The organism is Micromonospora luteifusca (assembly GCF_016907275.1).
Classification (GTDB): domain Bacteria; phylum Actinomycetota; class Actinomycetes; order Mycobacteriales; family Micromonosporaceae; genus Micromonospora; species Micromonospora luteifusca.
The window spans coordinates 709,808-721,930 of the sequence record NZ_JAFBBP010000001.1 but is presented as its reverse complement, the minus strand read 5'-3'; the positions used below and the strand labels follow the sequence as shown (position 1 = coordinate 721,930).

The following is a 12,123-nucleotide window of genomic DNA, read 5'->3' as shown; positions in this document are numbered from 1 at the left end:
CGGTAAGGGCAGAATGGCCGTGTGGAGCAAGCGGTGATCGATGCTGTCCGGGACGGTGACCTCGGCACTGTCCGCCGACACCTGAACGCGCTGCCGGTTGAAGCGCAGTGGCAGGACGAAGGCCGCGCGGTGGCCGGCGAGATGGTCCGCTGGGGCGGCCCAGGGCTCACACAACTGCTGTACCAGCCCGGTGAAGCCGTGCCCTGCGGACCCTGGGGCGACGTCGACCCGGTGGTCTGGGCGGCCGAGCACGGAGCCAGCGGGCTGCTGGAACAACTGCTGTCTCGTTACCCGATCCCGGAGGCCACACTGCGGGGTGCGCTCGACGCAGCCCGGGCCTGGCTCGACGTCGACCCGGAGGCCGAGTTGCGCCGCCGAGCGGGTGCGGTGGACGACGACACCGTCACGGTGGCGCGGGACCACCTCAGCGCGGACGAACACTCGCCCCGAGCGCTGCGGATCCGCCTGACCGCCGCCGACGGCCGACGAGCGGAGGTTCTCGCCGAGCACCGGGCCGCCGTCACCGTCCTCGAAAAGTGGCTGGACCTCCCCGTCTCGCGCGACGAACTGCTGGCGCGTGCACTGTGGTCGTCGGACCCGGAATCGTACGACTGGCAGACGTCGCGGCACATCGTCATTACCCGGTTCCCGGTGGAGGAAACCTTCCGGTGGGTAGCCGGGCGGCTCGCCGACCCGCAGGTGGCGGTGCGCGGCTTCGCCGCCGAACTGCTGCACTTTTCCACTCTGGACGGAGAGGCCGCCGACGCGCCGTACGCCGCCGATGCCCTGACGGTGCTGCGGGACCGGATGGCGGTCGAGACGGACACCGAGACGCTGTGCAGTGTGCTCGGTGCCTACGCCGGCTTCAGCCCGATCGGCGCGATCCTCTACGAGTTCCTGCCATTCGTCCTGGACCATCGCCCCCAGGTCCGCAGCCGCGCGGCCGCAGACCTGCTCAACGGCATCGGCCGACCCGCCGACGACCCACCACCGCACGTCCTGGAGGCGATGCTGAGCCTGGCCCGGGACCCGGACCCGACGGTCCGCGCGGTGGCGACGGCCCAGTTCATCTATCCCGTGATCGACGCGCCCGCACTGCGAGAACAGCTCACCGCCCTGATGAGCGGCGACGACAGGGAGGTCCGCGTCTACGCGGCGAGCGGTCTGGCCCTGCGCGGGGATGCGAACGCCCTCGCGGAGCTACGCCGGATGGGCGAGGAGGACGGGTACGACTCGCTCGCCTGGTGCCAGCTCGATTCGGTGGAGCGAATGCTCGCGCCGCCGGCCCGCTAGGCCGCAAAGTCGAACGCGAAACTGGTCGCTCACGGGACCGCGGTAGTCGGCTTCTTCGACGATCGCCCCGACTATGTGGGCGTTGAGGTCGTCAAGCTCCTCTGCGGGGATCCAGTACTCCCGCACGTCGCGGCCACCGACCTGATGAACCTCGTAACGGTCCAGGTGCGCACGCTGGACATCGAACCGGGTCACGTAGCCGACGCCGCCAGCCGGGACGTTCCACTCGCGGGCGATCTTCGTGGCGTACCAGCGGTTGGGCGTGGCCAGCCCGCCGGCAACCTCTCGATGCTGTCGGCCCGGGACGTTACCGCGACCGTCACTCGGTCATGCGACGGACCTCCGATGCTTGGGTCAGTGGCCGAGAGCGCGGTAACGGAGGTGAACAACGCCGTTCTGGAATCGGCGTTCGTCGAGGAGCGCGAAGTCGGTGCGCACGCCAGTAGGCAGCCACGGCTTGCCGCCTCCGACGACCGTGGGCCAGACGAACAACTGGCACTCGTCGACCAGTCCAGCGCGCATGGCTTGCGCCGCCAGGTTGGCGCCTCCAACGGCGATATCACTGCTGGCCGTGGCCTTCAGTTGGTGTACGACGGCGGGGTCGAAACGGCGCTCCAGGCTGGTGGCGGCCGTCGATACCGCGGTGAGAGTCGTGGAGTAGACGACCTTGTCCGCCGCTTGCCAGACGTTCGCGAAGTCAGCCATGAGGCCGGACTGCGCGGCCAGAGCAGCGTCGGTTTCCCAGACAGCCATCATCTCGTACAGGCGCCGCCCGTAAAGCAAAGTACCCACGGACCGCAGGAGGTTGGTGGTGAACGTGAAAACCTCGTCGTCGCGCGGGAACCAGTTGAAGGATCCGCTTTCGTCCTCGATGTAGCCGTCCAGCGACACATTGGTTACGTAGATCAGCTTTGCCATGCCTCTTCCTTCCGTGCACGTAGGACCCGATCGGGATGTCACCTTCGCCTGCCAGCTGGTTGAGCATCCCATCCGTCTTCGGATCGGGCGGACGTCCCCGCCTTCCGCCCGTTCTACGAACGACTCGGCCCGGATCCGACGCCATCCCGGGAAAAAGTTCCATGGGATCGCGGGCCGATCGGCGCAGATGTCGACTGGCGTAGATCAAATGCGGCATCTACGAGTACGGTTTCGGTGCTCGACCGGTACGGGCATCGGCGGCACGTCGCCGGGGCGGGAACGGCCAGCCCGGTGGTGACCGACCGTGGGAGGGAGCGAGGGTGGCGCAGCAGAGAGCACTGGTGGTTCGGGGCGGGTGGGAGGGGCACCAGCCGGTCAAGGCGACGGAGTTGTTCATCCCCTTCCTCGAACGTAGCGGCTATGCCGTGCGGGTCGAGGAGTCGGCGGAGATCTACGCCGACGCCGCCGAGATGGCCGCCACCGACCTCGTGGTGCAGTGCGTGACGATGTCGCAGATCACCTCGGAGCAATCGGCGGGCCTCAGCGCGGCGGTCATCGCCGGTACGGGCTTCACCGGTTGGCACGGCGGCATCGTGGACTCGTTCCGCGCGTCCTCCGAGTACCTGCATCTGGTGGGCGGCCAGTTCGCCACGCATCCGGGTAAGGAGCCGTGCGAGCGGCACGGCGGCGCGGAGGACAACTTTCTGCCGCACACGGTGCGCATCACCGACCTCGGCCGGGAGCATCCGATCACCGCGGGGATCGAGGATTTCGACCTGGTCACCGAGCAGTACTGGGTGCTGCACGATGACCTGATCGACGTTCTGGCCGTCACGACCCACCCCACGCAGGCGTGGCATCCGTGGCACCGGCCGGTCACCTCGCCGGCGATCTGGACCCGACTCTGGGGTGCCGGGCGCGTTGTCGTGACGACCCCGGGACACAGCCTCGACGTGCTGGAGCACGCAGGCGTCCGTACCGTCATCGAGAGGGGGATGCTGTGGGCGACCCGCACCGCGTCGGCGTCGTAGGTCTCGGGTTCATCTCCCGCGCGTACCTGGACACACTCGCGAACCATCCCGCGGTGAGCATCGCCGCAGTGGCCGACCTCGACGCCTCCCGGTCGGCTGCGGTCGCGGCCACGGTTCCCGGCGCCGAGGCGTTGAGCGTCGAGCGCCTGCTCGCCTGCCCGGACGTGCAGACGGTGCTCAACCTCACGATCCCTGCGGCGCACGCCGACATCTCGCTCGGCGCGATCGACGCGGGCAAGAACGTGTATGTCGAGAAGCCGCTCGCCGTGACGTTGCCCGACGGTCGCTCGATCCTCGAACGGGCCGCATCGGCTGGCGTCCACGTCGGATGCGCGCCGGACACCGTGCTGGGGACGGGTACGCAGACGGCGCGGGCGGCGATCGACGGCGGGCTCATCGGACGCCCGATGTCCGCGTCCGCCGTCATGGTCACGCCAGGGCACGAACGCTGGCATCCCAACCCCGACTTCTACTACGCCCCGGGCGGCGGCCCGTTGCTCGACATGGGGCCGTACTACATCTCGGCGCTGATCCACCTGCTCGGACCGGTCCGCGCGGTGGTCGGAGCCGCCAGCCGCCTGCGCGACGAGCGCGTCATCGGCTCCGGCCCGCGCAGCGGCCAGCGGATCCCGGCGGGGGTGGACACCCACGTGACCGGCGTGCTCGAGCACGCCAACGGTGCTCTCTCCACCATCACCACGAGCTTCGACGGCGTCGCGACGACGGCCGCACCGATCGAGGTGCATGGGGAGACCGGCACGCTCGCCGTACCCGATCCGAACCGCTTCGACGGTGCGGTCCGCCTCTTCGCGCTCGGTGGTAGCGAATGGCGTGTTCTCGAACCGCGGGCCGGTTACGCCGAGTCGTCCCGAGGCATCGGTCTGATCGACCTGGTCAGGGCCGACGGTCAGCGTCCGCCGCGTGCTGGCGGCGATGTCGCGCTGCACGTACTGGAAACGATGACCACCCTGCTCCGGTCGGCAGCCGAAGGCCAGCGGATCGAGCTGACGACGGTGGTGGAGCGGCCCGCACCTGTTCCGCTCACCCCGGTCGAGGACTGGAAGGCGTACGACGCGTACGGACACTGAGCGGGGCAGGCCGGGCCGGGAACGTCGGCAGTCCAGCTGAGTAGTTCAGGCGCGTCGAGCCTGAGCACCGAAGGCCGCATCGGGCATCTGCCCGGTGCGGCCTTCGCGGTTTGTGGATCTTGTTGCGGCACTCGGGGGGCCAGGCCGGGGCCCGGTGGCGACCGCCTCGCTACCGCTGCTACAGTCGAGTTGTTGCCGACGCAAATTTATCGCCGGCAAATACTTTGCCGAAAGGACCACTTCGATGACCAAGCTCTCCGTCATTTACTACTCCTCGACCGGCACCCTCCACGCCATGGCCAAGCGGCTCGCCGAGGCTGGCGAGAAGGCCGGCGCCGAGGTGCGGCTGCGTCAGGTTCCCGAGCTTGCCCCGGCAGAGGCCATCGCCTCCAACGCCGCCTGGAGCCAGCACTTCGACGCTACGAAGAACGAGCCGAAGGCGACCGCCGACGACGTGGTCTGGGCCGACGCGGTGCTGTTCGGCACCCCCACCCGTTACGGCAACGTCTCCAGCCAGCTGAAGCAGTTCATCGACACCCTCGGCCCGCAGTGGGGGCAGGGCCTGCTGGCCGACAAGGTGTACGCCGGCTTCACCGCGTCGATGACCGCCCACGGCGGCCAGGAGTCGACCCTCCTGGCGCTCTACAACACGATCCACCACTTCGGCGGTCTGGTCGTCGCCCCCGGCTACACCGACCCGCTGAAGTTCGGCGACGGCAACCCGTACGGCGTCTCGCACGTCACCGGCGGAAGCAACGACGCTCCGTTGGGCGACGCACAGCTCAACGCCCTCGACCACATGGCGCAGCGGGTCGTCAAGATCGCCGGCAAGCTCAACGGCTGACGATCCCCGATGGTGCCGGGCGGCCTCGCGAGCGGACGTGAACGATCAGTGGGCAGCGGTTCGAGTCGCTCCGAGCACCCAGTAGGCCAAGGGCCGGTCTTCCAGGATGGGAGGCCGGCCCTGGCCCGCGTACAGGGACTCGGAGTTGCCCGGTCGGCGCGTTCCCCGCGCATCGGCCATTCCGGCGCGCCGCCGGCGAATCTTCCTGGGAACGCGGTCAGGAGGTGCCTGGCATGAATCGATCCGAAACGCCGACGTGGTCGTTGATCGGCCGTGCCGAAGAACTCGCCGTGGCCTGCACTTTCCTGCGCCAGGCGATGGTCAACGGCGGGTCGATGCTGGTGTCCGGAGAGCCCGGGGTGGGCAAGACGGCGCTGCTCGACGCGGTCGCGGAGTCGGCCACGGAGACGGGGATGCGCGTGCTCCGGGCGGCCGGGGTGGAGTTCGAGGCGGACATCAGCTATTCCGGCTTGAACCAGCTGTTGTTTCCGCTCTATGACGCCTTCGCCGAACTCCCGGGCGTGCACAATGAGGCGCTCCAGGTGGCGCTCGGGTTCGGCAGCGGCCCGCCGCCGGGCCGGTTGCTGGTGTCCAACGCGGTACTGCTCCTGCTCCGCTCCATGGCCACGGCCCAGCCGCTGCTGCTCATCGTCGACGACCTCCCGTGGCTCGACCGGTCCAGTTCGGCGGTGCTCGGGTTCGTCGCGCGCCGGCTGGTGGGCACCAGCGTGGGCTTTCTGGGCGCGACCCGGTCGCACACCGCGAGCTTCTTCGAGCAGGGCGGAATCCCCGAACTCGAACTGCGGCCCCTGCGGCCGGACGCCGCCAGCGAACTGATCAACAAACGTTTTCCCGAGGTCGCCCCGGCGGTCCGGCGACGGTTGCTCTCGGAGGCTCGGGGGAACCCGCTCGCCCTCCTGGAGTTGCCCTCCGCGTTGAGCGGGCGGCAACGTCTCGCCGAGGCCCCCCTGCCGGCCGTCCTGCCACTGACCCGACGGCTGCAGGCACTCTTCGCGACGCGGGTGTCCCGACTGCCCGAGGCCTGCCGCCGGCTGCTGCTGCTAGGCGCGTTGAGCGGTACGGGCGAACTCGGCGTGCTCCTCGATGCGGCGAGCGACCACGACCTCGATGATCTCGAACCGGCGGAGCGCGACCAGTTGGTCCGGGTCCACAGCAGCACACATCACCTCGCCTTCCGGCACCCCCTGATCGAGTCGGCGGTCGTCGAGGTGGCCACCAGTGGTGAACTGCGCTGGGCGCACCGCGCCCTCGCCCGGACACTCGTCGGGCAGCCGGAGCGCAGGGCATGGCACCTCGGCGAGGCGGCGGTCGGGCCGGACGAGGGGGTCGCCGCGCTGCTGGAACAGGCCGCGCACCAGATCATGCGCCGCGGCGACGCCGTGGGCGCCGTCGCGTCGTTGACCCGTTCCGCCGACCTGACACCGGAGCCCGTCGAGCGCGGTCGACGGCTGGCGCAGGCCGCCTACATCGGCGCCGACGCCAGCGGCGAACTCACCAACGCCTCGCAACTGTTGGACGATGCTCGTCGGGTCAGCCCAGGTGGCTCGTTGTACGCCACGGCCGCCGCGGTGCACCTGTTGCTCAACAGCGACGGCGACGTCCGGACCGCCTACCGACTGCTGGTCGGCGCCATCGAGGCGGGTAACCACGGCTACGACGCCGACGACGACGCACTGATCGACGTGTTGTACACGCTCCTGCTGCTCTGCTTCTTCACGGGTGAGCCCACCAGTTGGGAGCCGTTCTTCGCCGCGCTCAACCGGCTGACGCCCGCAGCGCCCGAGCTGCTCACGGTGATGGCCGCGACCTTCAGCGACCCGGCACGCACGGGGCACGCGGTGACCGGCCGCCTCGACGCGCTCGTCGCCGGTACGGGCGCCGAGGTCGACCCTACGGAGATCGTCCGCGTCGGCATCGCCGCCATCTACCTGGACCGGCTCGGGGCGTGTCGAGAGGCCGACTGGCGAATTGTCCGCCTCGGCCGGGAGAGTGCCGCGCCGGCCCGCCGCCACCTCGGCGTGCTGTTGCACCTCTGCATGGACGACTACCACAGCGGGCGATGGGGCGAGGCCGCGGACCTCGCGGACGAGGGCATCCGACTGTGCGACGAGCACGGGTTCGGATTCTTCGGCTGGTACTTCCAGTACATCCACGCGCTGCTCGCCGCCGCGCGGGGAGACGCCGAGGCCTGTGATGCGTTGACCGACCGCATTCTGCGCTTCGCGGTGCCCCGCGGCGCGCGGGCGGCGGAGTTCTACGCCTACCACGTGCGGGGCCTGAACGACCTGGCGCGAGGGGACTTCGAGAGCGCGTACCAGCACGCGACGTTGGTCAGTCCCGCGGGCACGCTCGCGCCGTACGTGCCGCACGCCCTGTGGGGCTGCCTGGACCTGGTGGAGGCGGCTGTCCGGACCAACCGGGTCCGTGAGGCCGCGGCGCACACCGCCTGCCTCCGGGAGGCGAACGTCGGCTCGTTGTCGCCGCGGCTCGCGCTGCTCAGCGCGGCGGCGTCAGCCTTCACCGCCCCGGACGACCGTGCCGAGGAGCTCTTCGAGGCGGCGTTGGCGCTGCCCGACATCGAGCGTTGGCCGTTCGACCTGGCCCGGGTACGTCTGGCGTACGGGGAGCGGTTGCGCCGCTCCAGAGCGACGGCGAAGTCCCGGGCCCAACTCCGGGCGGCCCTGGCGACCTTCGAACGGCTCGACGCCCGGCCGTGGGCCGAACGGGCGAGCAACGAGATGCGCGCCACCGGCCTCGCGAAGCCGAGAAACGATCGACGCACTGCCGTGCTCACCCATCAGGAACGGGAGATCGCGGAACTGGCGGCTTCTGGTCTGACGAACAAACAGATCGGCGAGAAGCTGTTCCTCTCGCACCGGACGGTCGGCACCCACCTGTACCAGATCTTCCCCAAACTGGGCATCACCTCCCGGGCCGCGCTCCGGGACGCGCTCGCGGCACTGAGCGAGGACGCGGACGGAGGGATCGGACAGGCGCCCGGACTGTAGCGTCCGGACGAGGTGCCGTCGCGTACCCGGCAATGACCCTCACGCCGACGGCCCGCCAGCCTCCGCCACCTCCTTCAGTCGCAGTAGCGCGTCCTGGTGGGCGTAGTAGAGCTCCTCCACCCGCGAGTTGCCCACCACCACCGTCGTGAGCTCCCGCTCGACCTTCCGCGCGACCACCTGCGTACCCGGCGGGAACGGGACGAGGTCCCACGCCTGGTAGATGCTCATGTTCGGCGAGGAACCGATCCAACCGAACCGGGTGTTGAGCTCGTACTCGGGCACCACGGCCTCCAGGCGGATCCCGTACATCTCGATCTCGAACGCCGCGCCAAGCCGAATCCCGTTCGGAGCGTGCGCGCGTCGTACCCCGGGAAGCCAGTCGGGCCACCTAGAGACGTCGACCAGGTGTGCGTACACCCGTTCCGGCGACGCCGCGATGACGGTCTCGCCGTGCATCGAGGATTCCGTGCGGGGGGTCGTGAAAGCCGTGGAGCGGTAGTCGTCCCTACGCGCCCAGGACACGCCCCGGGCGGCCCGAGGGTGCTGCATGTCGTTCTCCGTTTCCACTGCTTCCGGTGCCGCTGTCGCGGGTGGCGAAACCTCCGCACCCTGCGTCACCCAGCCTGTCTCCGCCGGCTCGCCGAGTGACCGGTCAGATGACTTGGCGGATGACTGGCCTGCGCCGGGTGCACGCCTCCGACGAGGATTCTGGGCAGCCACCGGTAGGTGCCCGAGCACGAATCGCGAGACCTGCCACACCTCCCTGTCGACTCGTGAACGGGCGTCCAGTCATGTGACGGATGCGTTCCCAGGCGCCGGTGCCCGACTCTTGCATCGCCGCGGCGGAGCACGCCGAACGACCAATGCGGCCGGCGGAGCAACGGCGCTCCGCCGGCACCCGGCATCGGCGCCCGCGGCGCCCTCGACAGCGAGGGACCATTCAGGGAAAGGGAACGCACATGCCGTACATCAGGGTGGGCGAAGAGAACAGCACGGCGATCGAGCTGTACTACGAGGACCACGGCACGGGTCAGCCGGTCGTCCTGATCCACGGGTTTCCGCTCAGCGGACACTCGTGGGAGAAGCAGTCGGCCGAGCTGCTCAGGGCCGGCTACCGGGTCATCACCTACGACCGGCGTGGCTTCGGCCAGTCCAGCCAGACGGCTCTCGGGTACGACTACGACACCTTCGCCGGGGACCTGAACGTCCTCCTGGAGACACTTGATCTGACCAACGCCGTACTCGTCGGTTTCTCGATGGGCACCGGCGAGGTCGCCCGGTACCTGGGCCGCTACGGATCGGTGCGGATCGCAAAGGTCGCGTTCCTCGCCTCGCTGGAGCCGTTCCTGCTCAAGACCGACGAGAACCCCATCGGCGCCGCGCCGCGGGAGTTCTTCGAGGGCATCTCCGAGCAGGTGCGCAAGGACCGTTACGCCTACTACACGGCCTTCTACGCCGACTTCTACAACCTCGACGAGAACCTGGGCAGCAGGATCAGCGAGGAAGCCGTCCGGAACAGCGCGGCCGTCGCCGCCAGCGGCGGCTCGTACGCGGCCGCCGCCGCCCCGCTGACCTGGATCACCGACTTCCGTGACGACATCCGCGCCATTGATGTTCCGGCCTTGATCCTGCACGGCACCGGCGACCGCATCCTGCCGATCGACGCCACCGGGCGCCCGTTCCACAAGGCGCTTCCCAGCGCCGACTACGTCGAGATCGACGGTGCGCCCCACGGTCTGCTCTGGACCCACGCCGACGAGGTCAACAACGCGCTGCTCGCCTTCCTCGCCAAGTGACGGACTGAGGGACGGCACACGGTGGCCGGGCCGGAGGCGATCCCCGCTCCCGCCCGCCACCGTCGCACCACGGCGGCGCGTCCCACGCGACGCGCCGCCGCTGCCCGACGCCGGCCGCTCGACGGGGCGGCCGATCGACCGACTCAGAAGGAGCAATCAACCATGCATGCTGCTGTCGCAACCGGAATCGACGCCCCGTTGTCGCTCGTCGAACGTGACGTGCCCACCCCCGGACCCGGCGAGGTCCTGGTCCGGATGACCGCCTGTGGGGTGTGTTTCACCGACCTGAACCTGGTCCGCGGCCACTTTCCGTTCGCTCGTTTTCCCGTGGTGCCGGGTCACGAGATCACCGGTGTCGTCGAGGCGGTGGGGGAGGGGGTCACCTTCCCGGCGGTGGGTACGGCGGTGGGGGCGCAGTTCCTGGCCGACTCGTGCGGGCACTGCGACTACTGCGTACGCGGTGACCAGATCCTCTGCCCGGCGAAGCGGATCACCGGCATCGTCGTCGACGGCGGGTACGCCGAGTTCGCGGTGTTGAAAGCGGGTTTCGTGACTCCGCTGCCGGCCGGACTGGACCCGGTCGCGGCGGCGCCGCTGATGTGCGCGGGTATCACGGCGTTCAACGGGCTTCGGCAGGCCGGGACCCGCCCGGAGTCACGGGTGGCCGTCATCGGCTCGGGTGGCATCGGAGCGCTGGCGATCCGCTACGCCGTCGCGATGGGCGCTCGCGTCGCGGTCCTGGGGCACTCCCGCCGGGCCGAGGAGCAGGCGTTGTCGCTCGGCGCGGAAAAGTTCATCGTGTCCAGCGAGCAGGACCCCGCCGCGGCGCTGAAGGACTGGGACGGCGGGGCGAACGTGATCCTCAACGCCGCGCCCACCACCGCGGCCGCGGCGGCCGCGTTCGGCGGGCTCGCCCCGGACGGCACGCTGGTGCTCTGCGGCTACGACAACACCCCGCTGAGCCTGCCCAGTCAGCCGATGGTCCTCAACCGACTGCACGTGATGGCCAACCCGTCCGGGTCGCCGCACGACCTCCGCGACACCCTCGCCTTCTCCGCCGCGCACGGGATCCTCCCCGAGATCACCCGCGTCTCCCTCGACCAGGCACCGGCCACCCTGGCGGCCATGGCGTCGGGGACAGCGCACGGCCGCAGCGTCATCGTCTTCTGACCCCCAGGGACAGCAGCAACGAACGAAGGAGCCCACCTCTCATGTCCGTCGTACTGATCACCGGCGCTTCCAGCGGCTTCGGCGCGCTGACCGCCAGGGCGCTCGCCCGCGCCGGCCACACCGTCTACGCCAGCATGCGCGCCACCACCGACCGCAACGCGGCGGCGGTCGCCGAGGCCGCGGCCTTCTCCGACCACCACAACGTCGACCTGCGCACCATCGAACTCGACGTGCAGTCGCAGGCGTCCGCCGACGTCGCCGTTGCGAAAATCATCGCTGCGCACGGTGCGCTCGACGTCCTGGTCCACAACGCCGGGCACATGGTCACCGGGCCGACCGAGGCGTTCACCCCCGAGGAGATCGCCCACGTCTACGACATCAACGTGCTCGGCACACAACGGGTGAACCGGGCGGCCCTGCCGCACATGCGTGCACGCGGCAACGGCCTCGTGGTCTGGATCGGTTCCAGCAGCACCCGGGGCGGCACCCCGCCGTACCTGGGCCCGTACTTCGCGGCGAAGGCCGGCATGGACGCCCTGGCCATCAGCTACGCCGCCGAGCTGGCCCGCTTCAACATCGAGACCAGCATCGTCGTACCGGGCTCCTTCACCCACGGCACGAACCACTTCGCCCACAGTGGCCGCCCGGCGGACGAGGCGACCGTCAAGGCGTACGACGAGCGCTACGCGGGCCTCATGGAGCAGGTCTCGCAGCGGCTGGCGGAACTCGCGCCGCCGGACGCCGACGTCGCCGAGGTCGCCGCGGCGGTCGTGCGGATCGTCCAGACGCCGCACGGCAAGCGGCCGTTCCGCGTCCACATCGACCCCGCCGACGACGGCTCGGAGGTCGTGAGCGTGGTCGCCGACCGGATCCGCGCCGAATTCCTCACGCGTATCGGCCTCGACGACCTGCTCCACCCGGGGCTGAGGTGACCGACCTCGGCCGGGGCGGTGC

At 69.9% G+C, this 12,123-nt stretch carries 10 protein-coding genes; 8 read left to right on the top strand and 2 right to left on the bottom strand.

Annotated features, from left to right (window positions below):
* Positions 1–33: 33 nt before the first annotated feature.
* Positions 34–1,293: a hypothetical protein gene (locus JOD64_RS03095; protein ID WP_307813193.1), complete on the top strand. Its 1,260-nt coding sequence runs from the start codon at positions 34–36 to the stop codon at positions 1,291–1,293.
* A gap of 354 nt (positions 1,294–1,647) precedes the next feature.
* On the opposite strand, the gene JOD64_RS03090 is transcribed toward JOD64_RS03095, so the two are convergent.
* Complete coding sequence (locus JOD64_RS03090; protein ID WP_204940803.1) at positions 1,648–2,211, bottom strand: dihydrofolate reductase family protein; 564 nt, start codon at positions 2,209–2,211, stop codon at positions 1,648–1,650.
* A 320-nt stretch (positions 2,212–2,531) separates the two neighbouring features.
* Here JOD64_RS03090 and JOD64_RS03085 point away from each other — a divergent pair, with 320 nt between their 5' ends.
* The 4 genes from JOD64_RS03085 to JOD64_RS03070 all read left to right on the top strand — a co-directional run bounded on the left by JOD64_RS03085 (position 2,532) and on the right by JOD64_RS03070 (position 8,203).
* Positions 2,532–3,242, top strand: coding sequence for a ThuA domain-containing protein (locus JOD64_RS03085; protein ID WP_204940802.1), 711 nt, complete (start codon positions 2,532–2,534; stop codon positions 3,240–3,242).
* Positions 3,212–4,330 carry a Gfo/Idh/MocA family protein gene (locus JOD64_RS03080; protein ID WP_204940801.1) on the top strand — a complete coding sequence of 373 codons (1,119 nt, stop codon included), beginning with the start codon at positions 3,212–3,214 and terminating at the stop codon, positions 4,328–4,330. The genes JOD64_RS03085 and JOD64_RS03080 overlap by 31 nt, the downstream gene beginning before the upstream one ends.
* Positions 4,331–4,574: 244 nt before the next feature.
* Positions 4,575–5,174 (top strand): NAD(P)H:quinone oxidoreductase, encoded by a 600-nt coding sequence (gene wrbA / locus JOD64_RS03075; RefSeq protein WP_204940800.1) that lies wholly within the window; start codon positions 4,575–4,577, stop codon positions 5,172–5,174.
* A 233-nt stretch (positions 5,175–5,407) separates the two neighbouring features.
* Positions 5,408–8,203: a helix-turn-helix transcriptional regulator gene (locus tag JOD64_RS03070; RefSeq protein ID WP_204940799.1), complete on the top strand. Its 2,796-nt coding sequence runs from the start codon at positions 5,408–5,410 to the stop codon at positions 8,201–8,203.
* A gap of 39 nt (positions 8,204–8,242) precedes the next feature.
* On the opposite strand, the gene JOD64_RS03065 is transcribed toward JOD64_RS03070, so the two are convergent.
* A complete protein-coding gene (locus tag JOD64_RS03065) occupies positions 8,243–8,752 on the bottom strand; it encodes an SRPBCC family protein (protein WP_204940798.1) in 510 nt (169 codons plus the stop codon).
* 410 nt (positions 8,753–9,162) lie between these two features.
* Here JOD64_RS03065 and JOD64_RS03060 point away from each other — a divergent pair, with 410 nt between their 5' ends.
* The 3 genes from JOD64_RS03060 to JOD64_RS03050 all read left to right on the top strand — a co-directional run bounded on the left by JOD64_RS03060 (position 9,163) and on the right by JOD64_RS03050 (position 12,101).
* Entirely contained in the window at positions 9,163–9,999 is an 837-nt protein-coding gene (locus tag JOD64_RS03060; protein ID WP_204940797.1) for an alpha/beta fold hydrolase, read from the top strand.
* Positions 10,000–10,161: 162 nt separating this feature from the next.
* Complete coding sequence (locus tag JOD64_RS03055; RefSeq protein ID WP_204940796.1) at positions 10,162–11,169, top strand: alcohol dehydrogenase catalytic domain-containing protein; 1,008 nt, start codon at positions 10,162–10,164, stop codon at positions 11,167–11,169.
* 41 nt (positions 11,170–11,210) lie between these two features.
* Positions 11,211–12,101, top strand: a complete 891-nt coding sequence (locus JOD64_RS03050; protein WP_204940795.1) for an SDR family NAD(P)-dependent oxidoreductase — start codon at positions 11,211–11,213, stop codon at positions 12,099–12,101.
* The last annotated feature ends 22 nt before the right edge of the window (positions 12,102–12,123 follow it).

Coding starts and splice junctions, on each gene's coding strand:
- JOD64_RS03065 (WP_204940798.1), bottom strand. CDS start 8,752: ATGCAGCACCCTCGGGCCGCCCGGGGCGTGTCCTGGGCGCGTAGGGAC.
- wrbA (WP_204940800.1), top strand. CDS start 4,575: ATGACCAAGCTCTCCGTCATTTACTACTCCTCGACCGGCACCCTCCAC.
- JOD64_RS03070 (WP_204940799.1), top strand. CDS start 5,408: ATGAATCGATCCGAAACGCCGACGTGGTCGTTGATCGGCCGTGCCGAA.
- JOD64_RS03055 (WP_204940796.1), top strand. CDS start 10,162: ATGCATGCTGCTGTCGCAACCGGAATCGACGCCCCGTTGTCGCTCGTC.
- JOD64_RS03060 (WP_204940797.1), top strand. CDS start 9,163: ATGCCGTACATCAGGGTGGGCGAAGAGAACAGCACGGCGATCGAGCTG.
- JOD64_RS03090 (WP_204940803.1), bottom strand. CDS start 2,211: ATGGCAAAGCTGATCTACGTAACCAATGTGTCGCTGGACGGCTACATC.
- JOD64_RS03050 (WP_204940795.1), top strand. CDS start 11,211: ATGTCCGTCGTACTGATCACCGGCGCTTCCAGCGGCTTCGGCGCGCTG.